At 72.4% G+C, this 22,840-nt stretch carries 21 protein-coding genes; 19 read left to right on the top strand and 2 right to left on the bottom strand.

What is annotated here, in order from left to right:
- Window positions 1-40: 40 nt before the first annotated feature.
- From priA to PZB75_RS05655, 5 genes are all read left to right on the top strand, one after another.
- Window positions 41-766 carry a bifunctional 1-(5-phosphoribosyl)-5-((5-phosphoribosylamino)methylideneamino)imidazole-4-carboxamide isomerase/phosphoribosylanthranilate isomerase PriA gene (gene priA, locus PZB75_RS05675; RefSeq protein ID WP_275538602.1) on the top strand — a complete coding sequence of 242 codons (726 nt, stop codon included), beginning with the start codon at window positions 41-43 and terminating at the stop codon, window positions 764-766.
- Entirely contained in the window at window positions 763-1,239 is a 477-nt protein-coding gene (locus PZB75_RS05670) for a RidA family protein (RefSeq protein WP_275534185.1), read from the top strand. The genes priA and PZB75_RS05670 overlap by 4 nt, the downstream gene beginning before the upstream one ends.
- Complete coding sequence (gene hisF, locus PZB75_RS05665; protein WP_275534184.1) at window positions 1,236-1,991, top strand: imidazole glycerol phosphate synthase subunit HisF; 756 nt, start codon at window positions 1,236-1,238, stop codon at window positions 1,989-1,991. Before PZB75_RS05670 ends, hisF begins: the two co-directional genes overlap by 4 nt.
- A 181-nt stretch (window positions 1,992-2,172) precedes the next feature.
- A complete protein-coding gene (locus tag PZB75_RS05660; RefSeq protein ID WP_275534183.1) occupies window positions 2,173-2,766 on the top strand; it encodes a helix-turn-helix domain-containing protein in 594 nt (197 codons plus the stop codon).
- 34 nt (window positions 2,767-2,800) lie between these two features.
- Window positions 2,801-4,048, top strand: coding sequence for an MFS transporter (locus PZB75_RS05655; RefSeq protein ID WP_275534182.1), 1,248 nt, complete (start codon window positions 2,801-2,803; stop codon window positions 4,046-4,048).
- Between the two features lie 58 nt (window positions 4,049-4,106).
- Here the strand turns inward: PZB75_RS05655 and PZB75_RS05650 are convergent, their stop codons facing one another.
- A complete protein-coding gene (locus PZB75_RS05650; protein WP_275534181.1) occupies window positions 4,107-4,739 on the bottom strand; it encodes a TIGR03085 family metal-binding protein in 633 nt (210 codons plus the stop codon).
- An 84-nt stretch (window positions 4,740-4,823) separates the two neighbouring features.
- Between PZB75_RS05650 and hisI the strand changes: the two genes are divergently transcribed.
- The 11 genes from hisI (at window position 4,824) to lgt (ending at window position 14,110) form a co-directional block, all read left to right on the top strand.
- Entirely contained in the window at window positions 4,824-5,234 is a 411-nt protein-coding gene (hisI, locus tag PZB75_RS05645; RefSeq protein ID WP_275534180.1) for a phosphoribosyl-AMP cyclohydrolase, read from the top strand.
- Window positions 5,235-5,245: 11 nt separating this feature from the next.
- The gene (locus tag PZB75_RS05640; RefSeq protein WP_275534179.1) at window positions 5,246-6,733 is read left to right on the top strand and encodes an anthranilate synthase component I; all 1,488 of its coding nucleotides are present in this window, start codon (window positions 5,246-5,248) and stop codon (window positions 6,731-6,733) included.
- Window positions 6,734-6,747: 14 nt separating this feature from the next.
- Window positions 6,748-7,407, top strand: a complete 660-nt coding sequence (locus PZB75_RS05635) for a TIGR02234 family membrane protein (RefSeq protein WP_275534178.1) — start codon at window positions 6,748-6,750, stop codon at window positions 7,405-7,407.
- A 158-nt stretch (window positions 7,408-7,565) separates the two neighbouring features.
- Window positions 7,566-7,817: an HGxxPAAW family protein gene (locus tag PZB75_RS05630; protein ID WP_275534177.1), complete on the top strand. Its 252-nt coding sequence runs from the start codon at window positions 7,566-7,568 to the stop codon at window positions 7,815-7,817.
- Window positions 7,818-8,235: 418 nt separating this feature from the next.
- A complete protein-coding gene (locus PZB75_RS05625) occupies window positions 8,236-8,595 on the top strand; it encodes a DUF2752 domain-containing protein (RefSeq protein WP_275538601.1) in 360 nt (119 codons plus the stop codon).
- 115 nt (window positions 8,596-8,710) lie between these two features.
- The gene (trpC, locus tag PZB75_RS05620) at window positions 8,711-9,520 is read left to right on the top strand and encodes an indole-3-glycerol phosphate synthase TrpC (protein ID WP_275534176.1); all 810 of its coding nucleotides are present in this window, start codon (window positions 8,711-8,713) and stop codon (window positions 9,518-9,520) included.
- 32 nt (window positions 9,521-9,552) lie between these two features.
- Window positions 9,553-9,750: a tryptophan synthase subunit(beta) gene (locus PZB75_RS32020; protein WP_343286274.1), complete on the top strand. Its 198-nt coding sequence runs from the start codon at window positions 9,553-9,555 to the stop codon at window positions 9,748-9,750.
- A gap of 151 nt (window positions 9,751-9,901) precedes the next feature.
- Window positions 9,902-11,137, top strand: a complete 1,236-nt coding sequence (gene trpB / locus PZB75_RS05615) for a tryptophan synthase subunit beta (RefSeq protein ID WP_275534175.1) — start codon at window positions 9,902-9,904, stop codon at window positions 11,135-11,137.
- Window positions 11,138-11,193: 56 nt separating this feature from the next.
- Complete coding sequence (gene trpA, locus PZB75_RS05610) at window positions 11,194-11,988, top strand: tryptophan synthase subunit alpha (RefSeq protein ID WP_275538600.1); 795 nt, start codon at window positions 11,194-11,196, stop codon at window positions 11,986-11,988.
- A gap of 74 nt (window positions 11,989-12,062) precedes the next feature.
- The gene (locus PZB75_RS05605; RefSeq protein ID WP_275534174.1) at window positions 12,063-12,887 is read left to right on the top strand and encodes a thioredoxin domain-containing protein; all 825 of its coding nucleotides are present in this window, start codon (window positions 12,063-12,065) and stop codon (window positions 12,885-12,887) included.
- Window positions 12,888-13,012: 125 nt separating this feature from the next.
- Window positions 13,013-14,110, top strand: a complete 1,098-nt coding sequence (lgt, locus tag PZB75_RS05600) for a prolipoprotein diacylglyceryl transferase (RefSeq protein ID WP_275534173.1) — start codon at window positions 13,013-13,015, stop codon at window positions 14,108-14,110.
- A gap of 130 nt (window positions 14,111-14,240) precedes the next feature.
- Here the strand turns inward: lgt and rbsK are convergent, their stop codons facing one another.
- Window positions 14,241-15,125 (bottom strand): ribokinase, encoded by an 885-nt coding sequence (gene rbsK, locus PZB75_RS05595; protein WP_275534172.1) that lies wholly within the window; start codon window positions 15,123-15,125, stop codon window positions 14,241-14,243.
- 241 nt (window positions 15,126-15,366) lie between these two features.
- Here rbsK and PZB75_RS05590 point away from each other — a divergent pair, with 241 nt between their 5' ends.
- The 3 genes from PZB75_RS05590 (at window position 15,367) to PZB75_RS05580 (ending at window position 22,710) form a co-directional block, all read left to right on the top strand.
- Entirely contained in the window at window positions 15,367-16,101 is a 735-nt protein-coding gene (locus tag PZB75_RS05590; protein ID WP_275534171.1) for a VIT1/CCC1 transporter family protein, read from the top strand.
- Window positions 16,102-16,682: 581 nt separating this feature from the next.
- The gene (gltB, locus tag PZB75_RS05585) at window positions 16,683-21,257 is read left to right on the top strand and encodes a glutamate synthase large subunit (protein WP_275534170.1); all 4,575 of its coding nucleotides are present in this window, start codon (window positions 16,683-16,685) and stop codon (window positions 21,255-21,257) included.
- Window positions 21,250-22,710 (top strand): glutamate synthase subunit beta, encoded by a 1,461-nt coding sequence (locus tag PZB75_RS05580; RefSeq protein ID WP_275534169.1) that lies wholly within the window; start codon window positions 21,250-21,252, stop codon window positions 22,708-22,710. The genes gltB and PZB75_RS05580 overlap by 8 nt, the downstream gene beginning before the upstream one ends.
- The last annotated feature ends 130 nt before the right edge of the window (window positions 22,711-22,840 follow it).

The following is a 22,840-nucleotide window of genomic DNA, read 5'->3' as shown; positions in this document are numbered from 1 at the left end:
GTCCTCCACGCCATCGACGTCCTCCGGCTCCACCGCGCCGGTGGCGAAGCTCGAACTCCTCCCGGCCGTCGACGTCCGCGACGGCCAGGCGGTCCGTCTCGTCCACGGCGAGTCCGGCTCCGAGACCTCGTACGGCGATCCCCTCCAGGCCGCCCTCGCCTGGCAGCGGGCGGGCGCCGAATGGCTGCACCTGGTCGACCTGGACGCCGCGTTCGGCACCGGGGACAACCGGGACCGGATCGCCGAGGTCACGTCCACCCTGGACATCAAGGTCGAGCTGTCCGGCGGTATCCGCGACGACGCCTCGCTCGCCGCCGCCCTCGCCACCGGCTGCACCCGCGTCAACCTCGGCACCGCCGCCCTGGAGAGCCCCGAATGGGTCGCCAGGATCATCGCCGAGCACGGCGACCGGATCGCCGTCGGCCTCGACGTGCGCGGCACCACGCTGCGCGGCCGCGGCTGGACCCGCGAGGGCGGCGACCTCTACGAAACGCTCGCCCGCCTCGACTCCGAGGGCTGCGCGCGGTACGTCGTCACCGACATCGCCAAGGACGGCACGCTCCAGGGCCCCAACCTGGAACTCCTGAAGAACGTCTGCGCCGCCACCGACAAGCCCGTCGTCGCCTCCGGCGGCGTGTCCTCGCTGGACGACCTGCGGGCCATCGCCTCGCTCGTCCCGGCCGGTGTCGAGGGCGCGATCGTCGGCAAGGCGCTGTACGCGAAGGCGTTCACCCTGGAGGAGGCGCTGGAGGTGGTCTCGTCATGACGGATTCCGCGGACACCACTGGCTCCACCGACCCGACGCGCTCCACGGACGCCGCGGCCGTCGCGCCGGGCGGCGGGACCGGCGCCGTGCGCCGGGTGTCGTCGGGCGCCCCCTGGGAGGAGAGGTTCGGCTACTCCCGGGCCGTGGAGCTGCCCAACGGCCTCGTCCTCGTCTCCGGCTGCACGTCGGTGGTGGGCGGCGAGATCTCCGCGGGCGGACCGTACGAACAGGCCGTCACCGCGTTCGGCGTCGCCCTCGACGCGCTGAAGCGGCTCGGCCTGGGCCGTGAGGACGTCGTCCGTACCCGGATGTACATCACCCACGCCCGGGACACGGACGACGTCGGCCGCGCCCACAAGGAGCTGTTCGACGCCGTGCGCCCCGCCGCCTCGATGATCATCGTGTCCGGGTTCGTCGACCCGGGGCTGGTCGTCGAGGTCGAGGTCGAGGCGTACCGGGCAGGTGCCCGATGACTCTCGCGGTACGGGTCATCCCCTGCCTGGACGTCGACAAGGGCCGGGTCGTCAAGGGCGTCAACTTCCAGAACCTCCGAGACGCCGGCGACCCCGTCGAGATGGCCAAGCTGTACGACGCCGAGGGCGCCGACGAGCTGACCTTCCTCGACATCACGGCGTCCAGCGGCGACCGGGAGACGACGTACGACGTGGTGCGCCGCACCGCCGAGCAGGTCTTCATCCCGCTCACCGTCGGCGGCGGGGTCCGCACCCCCGAGGACGTCGACAAGCTGCTCCGGGCCGGCGCCGACAAGGTCGGTGTCAACACGGCGGCCATCGCCCGCCCGGAACTGATCCGGGAGATCGCCGAGCGCTTCGGCCGTCAGGTGCTGGTGCTGTCCGTCGACGCGCGGCGCACGGCGGACGGCACCTTCGAGGTGACCACGCACGGCGGTCGCAAGGGCACCGGCATCGACGCCGTCGAGTGGGCGCACCGGGCCGCCGAGCTGGGCGCCGGGGAGATCCTGCTCAACTCGATGGACGCCGACGGCACGAAGGACGGCTACGACACCGAGATGATCGCGGCGGTGCGCCGGCACGTCACGGTCCCCGTGATCGCCTCCGGCGGCGCGGGCCGGCTGGCCGACTTCCCGCCGGCCGTCGAGGCGGGCGCCGACGCGGTCCTCGCCGCGTCCGTCTTCCACTTCGGCGACCTGCGGATCTCCGAGGTCAAGGGCGCGCTGCGGGAGGCCGGGCACCCGGTCCGCTGACCACACCCGCACAGGGGCGCACCGCCCCGGACACGGCCGGCCGATCCGCCGGCGGCGTCCGGGCGGTGCGCCCCTGACGTGTGTCCCGGCGACGAGTCCCGAGCGAGGCCGCGCCCGATCCGCAGCTTTTATTGCGCAACTTATATTGCGCAGATTTTCTTTTCTATCTACGGTGAGCGGCATGGCAAGCAGAGAAACGCGCCGCATCTGCGACCTCGGCACCCTCAAGGCATTCGGCCACCCCCTGCGGATGAGGCTGTACCGGGCCCTCTTCGTCTCCCGTAAGGCCACCGCTTCCCAGCTGGCCGAACAGGTCGACGAGGCGGTCTCCCTCGTCAGCTACCACCTGCGCAGACTCGCCGATCACGGCCTGATCGAGGAGGCCGAGCAGCAGAGCGAGGACGCCCGCGAACGTTGGTGGCAGCCCTCCTCGCACGGACTGAGCTTCCACGACGAGGACTTCCGGGACGAGCCGGAGAAGGTCGCCACCCACGCCGCCGTGGGCCGGCTCTCCTTCGACCAGCACATCGAGCTGTACCGCCGCCACCTCGACTCGCACCAGTCCTGGTCGCCGTCCTGGCGCGGCGCCTCCTTCGCCTCCGAGTACCTCCCCCGGCTCACCGCCGAGGAACTGGCCGCGCTCAGCCGCGAGATGCACGAACTGATCCAGCGGTACGAGGCGGCCGGACGCGCCCACGAGGAGGCGGGCGACACCGAGGGCCGCGAGAACGTCGCCCTGCACGTGTACGGCTTCCCGTTCCGGAACCGGCCCTGAGACCGGTGGACGGACGCACGCGGAGGCCGGGCCCATGACCGCCACCACCGCCACCGTCCCGGGAGCGGCCGGACACCCCGCCCACCGCGACGGCAACGTCCTGCGCTGGCTCGGCGCCTACACCACGTCGATGGTCGGCGACAGCGTCTACTACATGGCGCTCGCCTGGGCCGCCGCCCGCACCGGCGGCGCCGCCCAGACCGGACTCGTGCTCGCCGCCGGCTCCGTACCCAGGGCGCTGCTGATGCTCGGCGGGGGAGTGCTCGCCGACCGCGTCGGCCCGCGCCGCGTCGTCATCGGCAGCGACGCCGCCCGCTGCCTCGTCATCCTGGGGCTGGCGGGCGCCCTGCTGCTGACCTCGCCCACCGTCCGGCTGCTGATCGCCGTCGCGCTCGTCTTCGGCGTGGTCGACGCCCTCTTCCTGCCCGCCGTCGGCGCGCTGCCGCCGCGGATCACCACCACGGGACAACTCGCCCGGGTGCAGGGACTGCGCGGACTCGCCGCCCGGATCGCCAACGTCGTCGGAGCCCCGCTGGGCGGCCTCGCGGTGGCGGTGGGCGGCCCGGCGGCCGCGTTCGCCGCCGCCGGGGGACTGTTCGCCGTCTCGACCGCGCTGCTCCTCGCCGTACGGATCGCGCCCCTCACCGCCCCCGGCCCCGGCCTGCCCCGGAACACCGCCCGGCACGAACTCGCCGACGGACTGCGCCACATCCGCCGCCACCGGGTGCTCGGACCCCTGATGATCGTCATCGCGCTCAGCGAGCTGGGGTTCGTGGGACCGCTCAACCTCGGACTGATCCTGCTCGCCCAGCAGCGCGGCTGGGGCGCGTCGGGGATGGGCTGGATCATCGCCGCGTTCGGTACGGGCGCGGGCGTGGCCGCCCTGCTGCTCGCCGTGCGGGGCACACTGCCGCGCGCCGGACTCACCATGTGTCTGACGGTGCTGTCCGGTTCGGCCGTCATCGGGGCCCTCGCGTACGCCCCCTCGGTGGCCCTGGCCGCCACCGCGGGGCTCCTCATCGGGCTCCTCGTCGGCCTCGGCGGCGCCCTGGCCGGCGCGCTCGTCCAGACCGCCGCCGCCCCCGAGTACCTGGGCCGGGTCACCTCGGTCTCGACGCTGTTCACCCACGCCGTCGCCCCGCTCAGCTACCCGGTCGTCGGCGCGGCCGTCGCCTTCTGGGGCACCGGTCCCGTCTTCGCCGCCGGCGCCGCCCTGTGCGGGGCGGGCGCGCTGACCGGCCTGGCCTTCGGCCACCTCCGACGCGCCGAACTCCCGCGCTGAGGCCGGCCCGGCGGGGCCCCGGCCGGAGCGACCGGGCCCGCCGAAGCGCCGCGACGCCCTACATCCCCAGCTCCGCGGTGCGCAGCCGCGCCACCGCGTCCTGGTCGCCCTCCACCTCCACCTTCGCCGCGTCCTGCCGGCCGAACGCGAACAGCAGCAGTTCACCCGGCTCCCCGGTGACCGTCACCACCGGGGTGCCCCGGTGCGCGACCGCCGTCTGGCCGTTCGGCCGGCGGAGGACCAGCCCCGTCGGCGCCTTGCGGCCGAGCACCCGGGCCATCTTCTCCAGACGCGACCAGAGGGTGTCGGAGAACACCGGGTCCAGCTCCCGCCGCGACCAGTCGGGCTGGGCCCGGCGCACGTCCTCCGCGTGGACGTAGAACTCGACCGTGTTGGCCGCCTCGTCCACCTGCTTCAGCGCGTACGGGGACATCCTCGGCGGGCCGGTTCGGATCAGCTGGACCAGTTCCTCGTACGGCTTCGAGGCGAATTCGCCCTGCACCCGTTCGAGGCGGCCCTTCAGCGCTCCCAGCACCAACCCGGCCGCGGCGTCGGCGCGGCGCTCGCGCACCACCACATGGGCCGCCAGGTCCCGGGTCCGCCAGCCGGCGCACAGGGTCATGGCCTCCGGCCCGGCCGCCTCCAACAGATCGGCGAGCAGAAGTCGTTCACGCTTCGCATGGGTCGACATGCCCGCCAGCGTACGGCCCGCGCCCGCCGTCCGCCCAGTGGACGCCCGTCCGGACGGTCCGCCGCGCCACGGCACAATGGGCACATGACCCGTACGCCCCCGCCCTCCCAGGCCGCCCCGTCCGGACCGGTCACCCCCCCGGCCGGACGGCTCGACCCCGCCGTCGCCGCACGCCTCAAGCGCGGCGCCGACGGCCTCGTACCGGCCGTGGCGCAGCAGTACGACACCGGGGAGGTGCTGATGCTCGGCTGGATGGACGACGAGGCGCTGCACCGCACCCTCACCACCGGCCGCTGCACCTACTGGTCGCGCAGCCGCCAGGAGTACTGGGTCAAGGGCGACACGTCAGGCCATGTCCAGCTGGTGAAATCCGTCGCGCTCGACTGCGACGGCGACACCGTCCTGGTCAAGGTCGACCAGACGGGCGCCGCCTGCCACACCGGCGACCGCACCTGTTTCGACGCCGATGTCCTGCCGCGGGCCCGACCGCAGTAAGGTCAGCGGCCATGGATCTCGACACCTTCCGCAAGCTGGCCGTCGACCGGCGTGTCATCCCTGTCAGCCGCAGGCTCCTCGCGGACGGCGACACCCCGGTCGGCCTCTACCGCAAACTCGCGGCGGAGCGGACCGGCACCTTCCTCCTGGAGTCCGCCGAGAACGGCCGGACCTGGTCCCGCTACTCCTTCGTCGGGGTCCGCAGCGCCGCCACCCTGACCGTGCGCGACGGACAGGCGCACTGGCTCGGCACCCCGCCCGTCGGGGCGCCCGTCGACGGCGATCCGCTCCAGGCCCTGCGCGCCACCATCGAGGCGCTGCACACGCCGCGTGACCTGGTCGACGGGATGCCGCCGTTCACCGGGGGCATGGTCGGCTACCTCGGTTACGACATCGTGCGCCGGCTGGAGAGGATCACCGAGCACGGCGGTGACGATCTGCGCCTCCCCGAGCTGACGATGCTCCTCACCTCGGACCTCGCGGTCCTCGACCACTGGGACGGCACGGTCCTGCTGATCGCCAACGCGATCAACCACAACGACCTGGAGACCGGTGTCGCCGAGGCGTACGCCGACGCCGTCGCCCGCCTCGACGCCATGGAACGGGACCTGTCCCGGCCCGTCGAGAACGTCCCCGCCGCGCTTCCGCCCTCCGAACTCCCGCCGTACACCGCCCTGTGGGGCGGAGCCGCCTACCAGCGCGCCGTCGAGGACGTCAAGGAACGGATCAGGGCCGGTGAGGCCTTCCAGGTCGTCCCCTCCCAGCGCTTCGAGACCCCGTGCACGGCCACCGCGCTGGACGTCTACCGGGTGCTCAGGGCCACCAACCCGTCGCCGTACATGTACCTCTTCCGCTTCGACGGCTTCGACATCGTCGGATCGAGCCCGGAAGCCCTCGTCAAGGTCGAGGACGGGCACGCGATGCTCCATCCCATCGCCGGCACCCGGCCGCGCGGCGCGACCCCGCAGGAGGACCAGGCGCTCGGCGACGAACTCCTCGCCGACCCCAAGGAACGCGCCGAGCACCTGATGCTCGTCGACCTCGGCCGCAACGACCTGGGGCGGGTCTGCGAGCCGGGCAGCGTCGAGGTCGTCGACTTCATGTCGATCGAGCGGTACTCGCACGTCATGCACATCGTCTCCACGGTCACCGGCCGCGTCGCCCCGGGCCGTACCGCCTTCGACGTCCTCACCGCCTGCTTCCCGGCGGGCACGCTCTCGGGCGCGCCCAAGCCCCGCGCCATGCAGATCATCGAAGAACTCGAACCCACCCGCCGCGGACTGTACGGGGGCTGCGTCGGCTACCTCGACTTCGCCGGGGACTCCGACACCGCCATCGCCATCCGTACCGCGCTGCTGCGCGACGGCACCGCCTACGTCCAGGCGGGGGCGGGCGTGGTCGCCGACTCCGACCCCGTCGCCGAGGACACCGAGTGCCGCAACAAGGCCGCGGCGGTGCTCCGCGCCGTCCACACGGCGAACCGCCTCCGCGACCGCTGAGGCCGTAGGGGATAGTGGAGGACGTGAGTGCTGTCCCCGTACCCCAGCCCCGGGCCCGAGCGGCCACCGCGCCCGACACGGCGGGAAACCGCCGCAGCCTGGCGGCCGGCCTGCTCCTCGGCGCGGCCGGTGCCACCGTCGTCCTGCTCGCCTCCGGCCAGACCTGGGCCAGGGGCAGGGCTTCGGTCGGCGGCGGCTTCCTGCCGCTGACCGCCGACGGCCAGGACGTCACCGGGCTTCCGGCGGCCCTCGCCGTCGTCGGCCTCGCCGCCCTCGTCGCGGTCTTCGCCGTCCGCGACCGGGGCCGGGCGGTCGTCTCCGGACTCCTCGCGCTCAGCGGCCTCGGCGCCGCCGTCAGCTCCTTCCTCGGCGCCTTCGACAGGGCGGCGCTCGACGAGAAGGCGGCGAAGACCACCGGGGACACCGCGGCCACCATCGGCGCCCTCGGCCACACCGCCTGGCCCTACGTCACCGCCGTCGGCGGCCTGCTGATCCTCCTTGCCGGGCTGCTCGCCCTGCGGTACGGGAAGCGCTGGCCGACCATGTCCGGACGGTACGAGCGCGACGGCACCCCGCGTCCCCGCAGGGCCGCCCCCGCCCGCGTGGACCCCGACCGGCCGGAGGACCTGTGGAAGGCCCTGGACCGCGGCGAGGACCCGACGCGCGAGGCATGACCCCCAGCTCACGTCGTACCCGCCCGTACGGGACAATGACCGTGAGCCGCCGTCCGCGCGCGACAGAACCGGACAGCGTCACGAGCCTTTCGCACAGCCTGCCTGTGCGGCGACACCCCTAGTGATACTCACAGCGCAACACCAACGAGGAGCAACTCATGGCGGGCAGCAGCCACGGACACACCCCGGCCGCCTGGACCGGTGTCATCATCTCGTTCATCGGCTTCTGCGCCGCGGGCGTCTTCATGGTCGCGGTCAACCCGGTCGGCTTCTGGGCCAGCATGGGGGTCGTCCTCCTCGGCGGAGTCGTCGGTTTCGCGATGAAGCTCGCCGGACTGGGCGTGCCGAAGGAGTCCCCGGAGATGGCCCGCGCCAGGGCCGAGGCCGGTCGCGCGCAGACGTCCTCCTGACCTCCGCCGACATCACGACACGAGGCGCGCCCGGCCCCGGGCTGCGCCTCGCGTCGTGAGCGGCGACAATCAGCGGGTGGATTCCTCGCCCGCCCCGACCGCCGCCCCCGCTCCCGGCCCCCGGCCCGGCCCGCACACGGCGGACGCACCCCCGGCCACACCCCCGGCCGCCGCCGGACACCCACCCGCCGAGCCCGAGCCGACGGCCCCGGCGCCGGACGCGCACGCCCCCGACGCGTCCCCGACGCCCGCAGCGACCCCGCCCGGCGCCCCCGCCGTCCACCCGACGCCCCGGCACGGGAACCTCCCGGCCGACGGCCCGGCCGCGCACCCGTACCCGTATCCGTACGGCCAGGGCTTCCGGCCCGCCCCGGCGCACCGCTCGCGGGCACGGCGGCTCGCCGCCCCGGTCGGGGCCATGGCCGCCGTCGTCGCCGCCTTCGGGTACGTCGCCACCGTCGACCCCAACGAGCCGGGCCACTACCCGGTGTGCCCCATGCTCCGCGTCACCGGCCTGTTCTGCCCCGGCTGCGGCGGGCTGCGCAGCGCGCACGCCTTCGCGCACGGCGACCTCGCCGCGGCGTTCGGCTCCAACGCCGTCGCCGTCGTCGGGTACGGCGTCTTCGCCGTCGTCTGGGTCCTGTGGACGCTCCGCGCGAACCGGGGCGTACCCGCCCGGACGGTGCTCAGGCCCGTCCACTGGTGGGCGGTCGGAGCCCTGCTGGTGGCCTTCACCGTCGTCCGCAACCTGCCGTTCGGGGCCGCGCTGGCACCGTGAACGCCCAGGTGGTGGGACGTACGGCCACCGGATGCGGAGCCTTCGCCGTCCTACGGATACCATCGTCATGGTTGATCCTGTTCCCTCATCACCGTTCCGGAAGGGGGCCTCTCGCGTGAGTGTGCTCGACGAGATCATCGACGGCGTACGCGCCGACCTCGCGGAGCGGCAGGCGCGCGTCAGCCTCGACGAGCTGAAGGAGCGCGCGGCCCGCGCCCCCGAGGCGAAGGACGGAGTCGCCGCCCTGCGCGGCGAGGGCGTGACCGTCATCTGCGAGGTCAAGCGCTCCAGCCCCTCCAAGGGGGCCCTGGCCGCGATCGCCGACCCGGCCGCACTGGCCGCGGACTACGAGGCGGGCGGCGCGGCCGTCATCTCCGTCCTCACGGAGCAGCGCCGCTTCGGCGGATCGCTCGCCGACCTGGAGGCCGTCCGCGCCAAGGTCGACATCCCGATCCTGCGCAAGGACTTCATCGTCTCCTCGTACCAGCTCTGGGAGGCCCGCGCCTACGGCGCCGACCTCGCCCTGCTGATCGTCGCGGCCCTCGACCAGGAGGCCCTGGTCTCCCTGATCGAGCGCGCCGAGTCCATCGGCCTGACGCCGCTCGTCGAGGCGCACGACGAGGAGGAGGCCGAGCGCGCCGTGGACGCCGGGGCGAAGATCATCGGTGTCAACGCGCGCAATCTGAAGGACCTCAAGGTCGACCGCTCCACGTTCGAGCGGGTCGCCCCCGAGATCCCGTCCGGCATCGTCAAGGTCGCCGAGTCCGGTGTCCGCGGACCGCACGACCTCATCGCCTACGCCAACGCCGGAGCCGACGCCGTCCTCGTGGGGGAGTCGCTGGTCACCGGCCGCGACCCGCGGACCGCCGTCGCCGACCTGGTCGCCGCGGGCACCCATCCCGCGCTGCGGCACGGACGGGGCTGATCCCGCCCGTGTCCTCGCCCGTCCGCCCGCCCGTGCCCCGCGTCCGGCCGGGCCGCCGCCCCGCCGGGGCGACGGCCCGGGTCCCGCACGCGCCGCTGGCGCGCGGCTGCCGCCCCCGTGGCTGCCGCGCCCCGGCCCGCCGGGTGCACGGCAGGCGGGTGCGGTACGTGATCGGTGACGAACCCGGTCAGGTCAACGGGATGCGATGGCGCACCGGGCCCACGCCGTAGCGGGACCCGGACGCCGTACCCCCGCGTAGCCTTCCGGCCACGCGGCCCGTACCCGCGTACCGCACCGCCCCGACCGCTCACCGGTCGCGGCGGCGCTCCGCCACGGCGCACACGTGCACCCCACCCGTCGCAATGTCGAGGAGCATGCCGGATGTCGTCCGACTTCTTCATCCCGGACCCCGAGGGTCTGATTCCCAGCGCCGAGGGCTACTTCGGTGCCTTCGGCGGCAAGTTCATCCCGGAGGCGCTGGTCGCCGCCGTGGACGAGGTCGCCGTCGAGTACGCCAAGGCGAAGGCCGACCCGGCGTTCGCCGCCGAGCTGAACGACCTCATGGTCAACTACACGGGCCGCCCCAGCGCGCTGACCGAGGTGCCGCGCTTCGCCGAACACGCGGGCGGCGCCCGGGTCTACCTCAAGCGCGAGGACCTGAACCACACCGGCTCGCACAAGATCAACAACGTGCTGGGCCAGGCGCTGCTCACCAAGCGCATGGGCAAGACCAGGGTCATCGCCGAGACCGGCGCCGGACAGCACGGCGTCGCCACCGCCACGGCGTGCGCCCTGTTCGGGCTCGAATGCACCATCTACATGGGCGAGATCGACACCGAGCGGCAGGCGCTGAACGTGGCGCGGATGCGGATGCTCGGCGCCGACGTCGTCGCGGTGAAGTCCGGCTCCAGGACCCTCAAGGACGCCATCAACGAGGCGTTCCGCGACTGGGTCGCCAATGTGGACCGCACCCACTACCTCTTCGGGACCGTCGCGGGACCGCATCCCTTCCCGGCCATGGTCCGCGACTTCCACCGGGTGATCGGCGTCGAGGCCAGGCGGCAGATCCTGGAGCGGGCCGGCCGGCTGCCGGACGCGGCCGTGGCCTGCGTCGGCGGCGGCTCCAACGCCATCGGCCTGTTCCACGCCTTCATCCCGGACGCGGACGTCCGCCTGATCGGCTGCGAACCGGCGGGACACGGCGTGGAGAGCGGCGAGCACGCGGCCACCCTGACCGCGGGCGAGCCCGGCATCCTGCACGGTTCGCGCAGCTACGTCCTCCAGGACGAGGAGGGCCAGATCACCGAGCCGTACTCGATCTCGGCCGGACTCGACTACCCGGGCATCGGCCCCGAGCACGCCTACCTCAAGGACAGCGGCCGCGGCGAGTACCGCGCGGTCACCGACGACGACGCCATGCGGGCCCTGCGCCTGCTCTCCCGCACCGAGGGCATCATCCCGGCCATCGAGAGCGCCCACGCGCTGGCCGGCGCCCTGGAGGTCGGCCGGGAACTCGGCGAGGACGGGCTGATCCTGATCAACCTGTCCGGCCGCGGCGACAAGGACATGGACACCGCCGCGCGTTACTTCGGACTGTACGAGGAGGGGGCGAAGTGACCGGGCCCGACACCACCGCGAGAGCCACGCACACCGAGCACACCGGGAACACAGCACTGCTCGGCGCCACGCTGGCGAAGACGAGGTCCGAGGACCGGGCCGCGCTCATCGCCTACCTGCCCGCCGGTTTCCCGACGGTCGACGGAGGCATCGAGGCCGTCAAGGCCGTACTGGCCGGCGGCGCCGACATCGTCGAGGTGGGCCTCCCGCACAGCGACCCGGTGCTCGACGGTCCGGTCATCCAGACCGCCGACGACATCGCGCTGCGCGGCGGCGTCAAGATCGCCGACGTGATGCGCACGGTCCGCGAGGCGTACGAGGCGACCGGCGCGCCCATCCTCGTGATGACGTACTGGAACCCCATCGACCGGTACGGCGTCGAGCGGTTCACCGCCGAACTCGCCGCGGCGGGCGGCGCCGGGTGCATCCTGCCCGACCTGCCGGTCCAGGAGTCCGCGCTGTGGCGCGAGCACGCCGACAAGCACGGTCTCGCCACCGTCTTCGTCGTCGCGCCGAGCAGCAAGGACGAGCGCCTCGCCACCATCACCGCGGCCGGCTCCGGATTCGTCTACGCCGCCTCGCTGATGGGCGTCACCGGCACCCGTGAGTCCGTCGGCGAGCAGGCGCACGACCTGGTGCGGCGCACCCGCGCCACCACCGGGCTGCCGGTCTGCGTCGGCCTCGGCGTCTCCGACGCGAAGCAGGCGGCCGAGGTCGCCGCGTTCGCCGACGGGGTGATCGTCGGTTCCGCGTTCGTCAAGCGGATGCTCGCCGCCCCCGACGAGCGGACCGGCCTCGCCGACGTCCGCGCGTTGGCGGCCGAACTGGCCGAAGGTGTTCGAAAGCGCTGAGACGGACGTAACCCGTACGGGTGGTCTGGGACCGGGGAGGCACGCTGGTGCCTCCCCGGTTCGTTGCTGCGGGTGTGAGCGAGAAGAACCGTGAGGGAAGAAGAGCCGCGCGCGACCGGCTCGTCCAGCAGCGTGAGCGGGAGAAGGCGCGGGAGCGCCGACGGCGCACGCTGATCGTCGCCTCCGCCGTGGTCGGAGTGCTGGCACTGGCCGCCGTGGTCGGCCTGATCGCCGCCAACGCGGGCAAGAACGACCAGGACAGCGAGGCGGGACCCGCCGTGGTGCCCTCGGGCGCCACCGGCAAGGACGGACTCGCCATCCAGGTGGGAGCGGACGCCGCCCCGTCCACGCTCACGATCTGGGAGGACTTCCGCTGCCCGGTCTGCGCCCAGTTCGAGAACGCGTTCCGGGACACGATCCACCAGCTGGAGAACACCGGCCGGATCAAGGTCGAGTACCACCTCGCCACCATCATCGACGGCAATCTCGGCGGCAGCGGTTCGCTGCGCGCGGCCAACGCGGCGGCCTGCGCCCAGGACGCGGGGAAGTTCCCGGCCTACCACGACGTGCTCTACCGCAACCAGCCGGGGGAGACCGACGACGCCTTCGGCAGGAACAGCCGGCTGATCGATCTGGCGGGCCAGGTCAAGGGTCTCGACACGCCCGGCTTCCGCAGTTGTGTGGAGGACGGCAAGCACGACAGCTGGGTCCAGAAGTCCAACACCGCGTTCCGGGACGGCGGATTCCAGGGCACTCCGACCGCGCTGCTCAACGGCACGCCGATCTTCCCGAAGAAGGGTGACGAGGCGATCTCCGTGGCGAATCTGAAGAAGTGGGTCGCCGAGGCCAACAAGGGCAAGAAGCCCGCCGCGGTGTCACCCTCCCCGACCGGCTCCTGACCTGCCGTCCCCCGTTCGGGCCCCTGGCGCCTCTCTTTCCCGGCGCGCGGGGCCCGGCTCGTTACCCAGACGTTGCCGGGTGGGTTGCCGTACGTCCCGCCCGGCACGGTAGCGTCGACCCTGCCATGGACCTTGCCTTCATTCCCAGCCCGTCGACCGGTGTGATCGATCTCGGCCCGATCCCCCTGCGCGGCTACGCGTTCTGCATCATCATCGGTGTCTTCGTCGCCGTCTGGTTCGGCAACAAGCGCTGGATCGCCCGCGGCGGCAGAGCCGGCACCGTCGCCGACATCGCCGTCTGGGCCGTGCCCTTCGGACTCGTCGGCGGCCGGCTCTACCACGTCATCACCGACTACCAGCTGTACTTCAGCGACGGTGAGGACTGGGTCGACGCCTTCAAGATCTGGCAGGGCGGCCTCGGCATCTGGGGCGCGATCGCGCTCGGCGCGGTCGGCGCCTGGATCGGCTGCCGCCGCCGGGGCATCCCGCTGCCCGCCTGGGCCGACGCGCTCGCACCCGGTATCGCCTTCGCCCAGGCCATCGGCCGCTGGGGCAACTGGTTCAACCAGGAGCTGTACGGCAGGCCGACCGACCTGCCGTGGGCGCTGAAGATCAGCGACGGCCCGAACCGGATCGCCGGCACGTACCACCCGACCTTCCTCTACGAGTCGCTGTGGTGCGTCGGCGTCGCCCTCCTCGTCATCTGGGCGGACCGCCGCTTCAAGCTCGGACACGGCAGGGCGTTCGCGCTGTACGTCGCCGCGTACTGCACGGGCCGTGCCTGGATCGAGTACATGCGCGTCGACGAGGCCCACCACGTGCTGGGCCTGCGGCTCAACGTGTGGACCGCGATCATCGTCTTCCTGCTCGCCGTGACGTACATCGTCGTCTCGTCGAAGGTGCGTCCGGGGCGCGAGGAGATCGTGGAGCCGGAGGCGGACGGGGCGAAGACGGCACGGACGACGGAGACCGGGGCGACGCCGGCGGACACCCCGGACGCGAAGGCCGGCGCGGAGGCCAAGACCGACGCGGAGGCCAAGACCGACGCGGACGTCAGGACCGGCGTCGCCGGGGAATCCGAGGACTCCGGCACGAAGAGCGGCCCCGGTGAGGACACCACGTCGGCGGCGGTCGCAGCCGACGACCGCGTCGGTGGCGACAGCGCTCCGCAGAGCGCGTCGGACGGCACGAACGGCCCGGCGGAGCCGGCCGGCAAGAGCTGACCGCACCCACCCGCCGAGGGGCCGCCGGACCGGAGACGGTCCGGCGGCCCCTTCCGCTTTCCCGAGCGACCGAGCGACCGGGGGACCGGGGGACCGGGCGACCGACCCGGCCGGGGGCCCGGGGCCGGGGTCAGGAGGCGTCGAACTCGGTGCGGTACGGCATGGACGTCGACGCCCCCGGCCGCTGCACGCAGAGCGCGGCGGCCGACGAAGCCCAGGCCACCGCCTCCGGCACCGGGCGGCCCTCACCGAGCGCCACGGCGAGCGCGCCGACGAAGGTGTCCCCGGCGCCGGTCGTGTCGACGGCGGTGACCTCGGGGGCCGGGAAGAGGACGGGTTCGGCGTCCCGGGCCGCGTACAGACATCCCCGCGCACCGAGTGTGACGACGACCTCCGGCACCCGGTGGAGCAGTACCTCCGCCGCCGCGTGCGGCTCGGGGAAGCCGGAGAGCGCCGCCGCCTCGTGCTCGTTGGGGACCAGCAGGTCGATGTCGGCGAGCAGCTCGGGCGGCAGCGGCTGCACGGGGGAAGGGGTGAGGATCGTCCGTACCCCGTGGGCGCGGCCGGCCCGCGCACCGGCCAGCACCGCAGGCAGCGGCAGCTCCAACTGGAGCAGCAGCAGATCGGCGGCGGCGACGGCGGCGACCTCCCGGGGGCCGAGCGCGGTGACGGTGCCGTTGGCGCCGGGGACCACCACGATGGCGTTGCCGCCCCCGTCGTCGACGACGATGTGCGCGGTGCCGCTGGGACCCTCGGCGGTGCGCAGCAGCCCGGTGTCCACGTCGGCGTCCTCCAGGGCGGCCCTCAGCCGGGGCCCGTACACATCGTCGCCGACCGCTCCGATCATCAGCACGCGGCCACCCGCACGGGCGGCGGCCACCGCCTGATTGGCGCCCTTGCCCCCGGGGACGGTGCGGAACTCCCGTCCGGTGACGGTCTCCCCACGCTCCGGGGCGCGGGCCGCGTAGGCGACGAGATCCATGTTGGTGCTGCCGAGCACCACGATGCCGGTCATGGGCGAAGTGCCTCCTGGTGGATGCGGGCGAGGCCGCGGCGGGCGGCCCGGGAATCCGGCCGGTCCCTGTGCCCATGTTCCCCTTCCACCCGCACCCGCACCCGCACCCGCACCCGCCACGCCCGTCGGGGCGCGGTAAGTACGGCCTTCCTTGCTGGCGGGAGCCCTTTTTCCTGCGTACGTTCTCGGTGTTGAGCGGGGGCGGACCGCATGGAACCCGCCCCTGGAGAAGGGGAGAGCCATGGCCATCATCGAGACCGACGCCGCGCCGCACCAGGCGCACCGCGACAACCACACCCACCGCGATGTGAACGGCGGCTGGCTGCGCCCCGCCGTGTTCGGCGCCATGGACGGGCTCGTCTCCAACCTGGCCCTGATGACGGGTGTGGCGGGCGGGGCGGTGTCCCATCGGACCATCGTCATCACCGGACTCGCCGGGCTGGCCGCGGGGGCCTTCTCCATGGCCGCGGGCGAGTACACCTCGGTCGCCTCGCAGCGCGAGCTGGTCGAGGCCGAACTGGACGTCGAACGGGGCGAGTTGCGCAAGCACCCGATGGACGAGATGGAGGAACTGGCGGCGCTCTACGTGTCCCGCGGCGTCGAGCCGGAGCTGGCCCGCGCGGTCGCCGGACAGCTGTCGAGGGACCCCGAGCAGGCCCTGGAGATACACGCCCGTGAGGAGCTGGGGATCGATCCCGGCGACCTTCCCTCGCCGCTGGTCGCCGCGGGATCGTCCTTCGGCGCCTTCGCGCTCGGTGCCCTGCTGCCCGTACTCCCGTATCTGCTCGGCGCGACCGCGATGTGGCCCGCGCTGCTGCTCGCGCTGTTCGGGCTCTTCGGCTGCGGCGCGGTCGTCGCCCGGGTGACGGCCCGCTCCTGGTGGTTCAGCGGGCTCCGGCAACTGGTGCTCGGCGGCGCGGCGGCGGCGATCACCTACGGTCTCGGTACGCTGTTCGGCGTGGCGGTCGGAGGCTGAGCGGGGACGGTCACCGCACACACCGCCGAAGGCCGTCCGTGTGACGTACGTCTTGCTCCCCGTGACTGTGCGGGAGGCCCCCGGACGGCGTAAACTGGAGCGCCATGCAGGGCCTTGCATAAGTAGTGCCCCTCCCGGCAAGCTTTGTCCTGTCGCGCCGCCCAGCACGCACGCTCGCCGCGTTGGCCAAAAGCCCTGGTAGCTCTGCTACAAGGACTTCCGGCCGCCTTGCGATCGCACGCACCGGACGACGCTCCTTGACGGGCAAACATTGCCGGTCACGGCACTAGTCATCCCTCAACGGTTTCGTTCTCGCCGTGACTGGGAATGACCCGTAAACACCGCGGGCAACGACGCTCGCTCTGCTGTACCACCCTCCCGGGCAACCACCTCACGTCCTTCGGACGACGGTTGGCCCGACCCCCCGGACACAGTCTCACCACCACTGTGGTGTCCGCATTTTGGAACGAATTATCGGCCTTTTTGAGAAACGTTCCATCATGTAACCTGCACGAACTTTCAGCAGAGGGCCAACGTCGTCCCTCGGCACAGCACATGCCACGACGACGACGGGAGAGCCCATGCGTTCCCACGCCTGGTCGCCCATGGACGGTCGCCCCGCCCAGCAGGGGATGTACGACCCCCGTAACGAGCACGACGCCTGTGGCGTCGGGTTCGTGGCCACCCTGACCGGTGTGGCCAGCCATGAGCTGGTGCAGCAGGCGCTGACCGTACTGCGCAATCTCGAACACCGCGGTGCCACCGGAGCCGAGGTCGACTCCGGCGACGGCGCCGGAATCCTGCTCCAGGTGCCGGACGCCTTCCTCCGCGACGAGGCCGGCTTCGACCTTCCGGAAGCCGGTGCCTACGCCGTCGGCACCGCGTTCCTGCCCGCGACGGACTCGGACGAAGCCGTCCGGGCCATCGAGGAGACCGCCGCCGAGGAGGGCCTGAAGGTCCTCGGCTGGCGCCCGGTCCCGGTCGCCCCCGACCTGCTCGGCAAGGGCGCCCGCGCCACCATGCCCGAGTTCCGGCAGCTCTTCGTGGCGGACGCCGACGCCGCCGCGACGGGCATCGAGCTGGACCGCAAGGCGTTCGTACTGCGCAAGCGCGCCGAGCGGGAGGCCGGTGTCTACTTCCCGTCGCTCTCCGCCCGCACGATCGTCTACAAGGGGATGCTCACCACCGGGCAGCTCGAACCGTTCTTCCCCGACCTCTCCGACCGCCGCTTCGCCACCGCGGTCGCCCTGGTCCACTCCCGCTTCTCCACCAACACCTTCCCGAGCTGGCCGCTCGCCCACCCCTACCGCTTCGTCGCGCACAACGGCGAGATCAACACGGTCAAGGGCAACCGCAACTGGATGAAGGCCCGCGAGTCCCAGCTGGCGTCCGGCCTCTTCACCGGCGAGACGCTGGACCGCATCTTCCCGGTCTGCACCCCGGACGCCTCCGACTCGGCCTCCTTCGACGAGGTCCTGGAACTGCTCCACCTGGGCGGCAGGTCACTGCCCCACTCGGTGCTGATGATGGTGCCCGAGGCGTGGGAGAGCCCCGAGTCCAGGAACACCATGGACCCGGCCAGGCGCGCGTTCTACCAGTACCACTCCGCGATGATGGAACCCTGGGACGGCCCCGCCTGCGTGACCTTCACCGACGGCGTCCAGGTCGGCGCGGTCCTCGACCGCAACGGTCTGCGCCCCGGCCGCTACTGGGTCACCGACGAAGGACTCGTCGTCCTCTCCTCCGAGGTCGGCGTCCTCGACATCGACCCGGCGAAGGTCGTCCGCAAGGGCCGCCTCCAGCCCGGCAGGATGTTCCTCGTCGACACCGCAGAGCACCGCATCGTCGAGGACGACGAGATCAAGGCGGCCCTCGCCGCCGAGCACCCCTACGAGGAGTGGCTGAACACCGGCGTGATCGAACTCGGGGACCTCCCCGGGCGCGAGCACATCGTCCACACCCACGCCTCCGTGACCCGGCGACAGCAGACCTTCGGCTACACCGAGGAAGAACTCCGCGTCCTCCTCGCACCGATGGCCCGCACGGGCGGCGAACCGCTCGGCTCCATGGGCACGGACTCGCCGATCGCCGCCCTCTCCGACCGCCCCCGCCTCCTCTTCGACTACTTCACCCAGCTCTTCGCGCAGGTCACCAACCCGCCGCTGGACGCCATCCGCGAGGAACTGGTCACCTCCCTGCGCTCCGCGCTCGGCCCACAGGGCAACCTCCTGGAACCGACCGCCGCGTCCTGCCGCAGCGTCACCCTGCCGTTCCCGGTGATCGACAACGACGAGCTGGCCAAGCTCATCCACATCAACGCCGACGGCGACATGCCCGGCATGAAGGCCGCCACCCTGTCCGGCCTCTACCGCGTCGGCGGCGGCGGAGAAGCCCTCGCCGCCCGGATCGCCGAGATCTGCGCCGAGGTCGACACCGCCCTGGAGGACGGCGCCCGGCTCGTCGTACTCTCCGACCGGCACTCCGACGCCGAACACGCCCCGATCCCGTCGCTGCTGCTCACCTCCGCCGTCCACCACCACCTCATCCGCACCAAGCAGCGCACCCAGGTGGGACTGCTGGTCGAGGCCGGTGACGTCCGCGAGGTCCACCACGTCGCGCTGCTGATCGGCTTCGGCGCCGCCGCCGTCAACCCGTACCTGGCGATGGAATCCGTCGAGGACCTGGTCCGCGCCGGCACGTTCATCGAGGGCATCGAGACCGAGCAGGCCATCCGGAACCTGATCCACGCCCTCGGCAAGGGCGTGCTCAAGGTGATGTCCAAGATGGGCATCTCCACCGTCGCCTCCTACCGCGGCGCCCAGGTCTTCGAGGCCGTCGGACTCGACGAGGACTTCGTCGCGACGTACTTCAACGGCACCGCCACGAAGATCGGCGGCGCCGGCCTCGACGTCGTCGCCACGGAGGTCGCCGCCCGGCACGCCAAGGCGTACCCCGCCTCCGGCATCGCCGCCTCGCACCGTGCGCTGGAGATCGGCGGCGAGTACCAGTGGCGCCGCGAGGGCGAACCGCACCTGTTCGACCCGGAGACCGTCTTCCGCCTCCAGCACGCCACCCGCAACCGCCGATACGACATCTTCAAGAAGTACACCGGCCGGGTGAACGAGCAGTCCGAGCGGCTGATGACGCTCCGCGGTCTCTTCGGCTTCAGGCCGGACCGGGAACCCGTCCCCCTCGACGACGTCGAGTCCGTCGCCGACATCGTCAAGCGCTTCTCCACCGGCGCCATGTCGTACGGCTCGATCTCCGGCGAGGCCCACGAGACCCTCGCCATCGCCATGAACCAGCTGGGCGGCAAGTCCAACACCGGTGAGGGCGGCGAGGACGCCGACCGGCTCTACGACCCGGCCCGCCGCTCCGCCATCAAGCAGGTCGCCTCCGGCCGCTTCGGCGTCACCAGCGAATACCTGGTCAACGCCGACGACATCCAGATCAAGATGGCGCAGGGCGCCAAGCCCGGCGAGGGCGGCCAGCTGCCCGGCCACAAGGTCTACCCGTGGGTCGCCAGGACCCGGCACTCCACCCCGGGCGTCGGCCTGATCTCCCCGCCGCCGCACCACGACATCTACTCCATCGAGGACCTGGCCCAGCTGATCCACGACCTCAAGAACGCCAACCCGGCGGCCCGCATCCATGTGAAGCTGGTCTCCGAGGTCGGCGTCGGCACGGTCGCCGCGGGTGTCTCCAAGGCACACGCGGACGTCGTCCTCATCTCCGGACACGACGGCGGGACCGGCGCCTCACCGCTGACGTCGCTCAAGCACGCGGGCGGCCCCTGGGAGCTAGGGCTCGCCGAGACCCAGCAGACCCTGCTGCTCAACGGTCTGCGCGACCGCATCGTCGTGCAGACCGACGGCCAGCTCAAGACCGGCCGTGACGTCGTCATCGCCGCGCTCCTCGGCGCCGAGGAGTTCGGCTTCGCCACCGCGCCGCTCGTCGTCTCCGGCTGCGTCATGATGCGCGTCTGCCACCTCGACACCTGCCCGGTCGGCATCGCCACCCAGAACCCCGTGCTGCGCGAACGGTTCTCCGGCAAGGCCGAGTACATCGTCAACTTCTTCGAGTTCATCGCCCAGGAGGTCCGCGAACTCCTCGCCGAGCTGGGCTTCCGCACGATCGAGGAGGCCGTCGGCCACGCCGAACTCCTCGACACCGACCGGGCCGTCACGCACTGGAAGGCCCAGGGCCTCGACCTCAAGCCCCTCTTCCACGTGCCGGACCTGCCCGAGGGAGCCGTCCGCCACCAGCTGACCGAGCAGGACCACGGACTGGCCAAGGCGCTCGACAACGAGCTGATCAAGCTCGCCGCCGACGCCCTGAACGCGGAGAGCCCCGAAGCCGCCCAGCCGGTCCGGGCCCAGATCGCGATCCGTAACATCAACCGGACCGTCGGCACCATGCTCGGCCACGAGGTGACCAAGAGGTTCGGCGGTGCGGGCCTGCCCGAGGACACCATCGACATCACCTTCACCGGCTCCGCCGGCCAGTCCTTCGGAGCGTTCGTACCGCGCGGGGTCACGCTCCGCCTGGAGGGCGACGCCAACGACTACGTCGGCAAGGGCCTCTCCGGTGGCCGGATCGTCGTCCGCCCCGACCGGGGCGCCGACCACCTCGCCGAGTACTCCACCATCGCGGGCAACACCATCGCGTACGGCGCGACCGGCGGCGAGGTGTACCTCCGCGGGCGGACCGGAGAGCGGTTCTGCGTCCGCAACTCCGGCGCCACGGTCGTCTCGGAGGGCGTGGGCGACCACGGCTGCGAGTACATGACCGGCGGCCGGGCCGTCGTGCTCGGCGAGACCGGACGCAACTTCGCGGCCGGCATGTCGGGCGGAGTCGCGTACGTCGTGGACCTGAACCACGCCCACGTCAACTCCGGCAACAAGGACGCGGTCGAACCGCTCTCCGACACCGACGCCCGGTGGCTGCACGATGTCGTGCGCCGCCACCAGGAGGAGACCGGCTCCACCGTCGCCGGCAAGCTCCTCGCCGAGTGGGACACCGCGGTGACCCGCTTCAGCAAGATCATCCCGTCCACCTACAAGGCAGTGCTCGCCGCCAAGGAAGCCGCCGAGCTCGCCGGTCTCTCCGAGCAGGAGACCACCGAGAAGATGATGGAGGCGGCGACCAATGGCTGACCCCAAGGGCTTCCTGACCACCGGACGCGAGGTCGCACGGACCCGCCCCGTGGCCGAGCGCGTCAAGGACTGGAACGAGGTCTACGTCCCGGGCTCGCTGCTCCCGATCATCAGCAAGCAGGCCGGCCGCTGCATGGACTGCGGCATCCCGTTCTGCCACAACGGCTGCCCGCTGGGGAACCTCATCCCCGAGTGGAACGACTACGCCTACCGCGAGGACTGGACGGCCGCCAGCGAGCGGCTGCACGCCACGAACAACTTCCCGGAGTTCACCGGTCGGCTCTGCCCGGCCCCCTGCGAGTCGGCGTGCGTCCTCGGCATCAACCAGCCCGCCGTCACCATCAAGAACGTCGAAGTCTCCATCATCGACCAGGCGTGGGACCGGGGCGACGTCACCCCGCAGCCGCCCGAGCGGCTGTCCGGCAAGACCGTCGCCGTCGTCGGATCGGGACCCGCGGGCCTGGCCGCCGCCCAGCAGCTGACCCGGGCCGGTCACACGGTCGTCGTCTACGAACGGGCGGACCGCATCGGCGGGCTCCTCCGGTACGGCATCCCCGCGTTCAAGATGGAGAAGTCGCACATCAACCGCCGCATCGAGCAGATGCGCGCGGAGGGCACCAAGTTCCGCACCGAGACGGAGATCGGCCGCGACATCGACGCGGCGAAGCTCCGCCGCCGGTACGACGCGGTCGTCATCGCGGCCGGGGCCACCGTCTCCCGGGACCTGCCCGTCCCGGGCCGTGAACTCAACGGCGTGCACTTCGCGATGGAGTACCTGCCGCTCGCCAACAAGGTGCGCGAGGGCGACCTGACGGTCTCCCCGATCAGCGCCGAGGGCAAGCACGTCGTCGTCATCGGCGGCGGCGACACCGGAGCCGACTGCGTCGGCACCGCCCACCGGCAGGGCGCGGCCTCCGTCACCCAGCTGGAGATCATGCCCAGGCCCGGCGAGGAGCGGAACGCGGGCCAGCCCTGGCCGACGTTCCCGATGCTCTACAAGGTCACCTCCGCGCACGAGGAGGGCGGCGAGCGGGTCTACTCCGTCTCGACCACCCACTTCGAGGGCGACGAGCACGGCAACGTCCAGTACCTCCACCTCGCCGAGGTGGAGTTCAAGGACGGCAGGCTGGAGCAGAAGCCCGGCACCGAGCGGAAGATCCCGGCGCAGCTGGTCACCCTCGCGATGGGCTTCACCGGCACCGACCGGTCCAACGGCCTGGTCGAGCAGTTCGGCCTCGGACTCGACGAACGCGGCAACATCGCCCGTGACGCCGACTACGCGACCGACGTCGAAGGCGTCTTCGTCGCCGGTGACGCGGGCCGGGGCCAGTCCCTGATCGTGTGGGCCATCGCCGAGGGCCGCTCCGCGGCGCGGGGCGTGGACCGCTTCCTGACCGGCGTAAGTGCCCTCCCGGCTCCGGTCCGTCCGACCGACCGTGCTCTCATGGTCTGAGCAACACCCACAGACGTCCCGTACAACGGCGTACGGAACTGAACGCGGCGCCTGCCCGTCCCCGACCGGACGAACCGGCAGGCGCCGTGGCGCGTCCCGGCCCGGCCGGGGGACCGTTCCCCCGGCCGGG

This window comes from Streptomyces sp. AM 4-1-1 (assembly GCF_029167625.1).
Taxonomy (GTDB): Bacteria; Actinomycetota; Actinomycetes; order Streptomycetales; family Streptomycetaceae; genus Streptomyces.
This window is presented reverse-complemented; position numbering and strand designations above follow the sequence as displayed.

Bases quoted from the DNA above. Each gene is read 5' to 3' on its own strand.
- PZB75_RS05670 (WP_275534185.1), top strand. From the start codon at position 763: ATGACGGATTCCGCGGACACCACTGGCTCCACCGACCCGACGCGCTCC.
- hisF (WP_275534184.1), top strand. From the start codon at position 1,236: ATGACTCTCGCGGTACGGGTCATCCCCTGCCTGGACGTCGACAAGGGC.
- PZB75_RS05660 (WP_275534183.1), top strand. From the start codon at position 2,173: ATGGCAAGCAGAGAAACGCGCCGCATCTGCGACCTCGGCACCCTCAAG.
- PZB75_RS05655 (WP_275534182.1), top strand. From the start codon at position 2,801: ATGACCGCCACCACCGCCACCGTCCCGGGAGCGGCCGGACACCCCGCC.
- PZB75_RS05650 (WP_275534181.1), bottom strand. From the start codon at position 4,739: ATGTCGACCCATGCGAAGCGTGAACGACTTCTGCTCGCCGATCTGTTG.
- hisI (WP_275534180.1), top strand. From the start codon at position 4,824: ATGACCCGTACGCCCCCGCCCTCCCAGGCCGCCCCGTCCGGACCGGTC.
- PZB75_RS05640 (WP_275534179.1), top strand. From the start codon at position 5,246: ATGGATCTCGACACCTTCCGCAAGCTGGCCGTCGACCGGCGTGTCATC.
- PZB75_RS05630 (WP_275534177.1), top strand. From the start codon at position 7,566: ATGGCGGGCAGCAGCCACGGACACACCCCGGCCGCCTGGACCGGTGTC.
- PZB75_RS05625 (WP_275538601.1), top strand. From the start codon at position 8,236: ATGGCCGCCGTCGTCGCCGCCTTCGGGTACGTCGCCACCGTCGACCCC.
- trpB (WP_275534175.1), top strand. From the start codon at position 9,902: ATGTCGTCCGACTTCTTCATCCCGGACCCCGAGGGTCTGATTCCCAGC.
- lgt (WP_275534173.1), top strand. From the start codon at position 13,013: ATGGACCTTGCCTTCATTCCCAGCCCGTCGACCGGTGTGATCGATCTC.
- rbsK (WP_275534172.1), bottom strand. From the start codon at position 15,125: ATGACCGGCATCGTGGTGCTCGGCAGCACCAACATGGATCTCGTCGCC.
- PZB75_RS05590 (WP_275534171.1), top strand. From the start codon at position 15,367: ATGGCCATCATCGAGACCGACGCCGCGCCGCACCAGGCGCACCGCGAC.
- gltB (WP_275534170.1), top strand. From the start codon at position 16,683: ATGCGTTCCCACGCCTGGTCGCCCATGGACGGTCGCCCCGCCCAGCAG.
- PZB75_RS05580 (WP_275534169.1), top strand. From the start codon at position 21,250: ATGGCTGACCCCAAGGGCTTCCTGACCACCGGACGCGAGGTCGCACGG.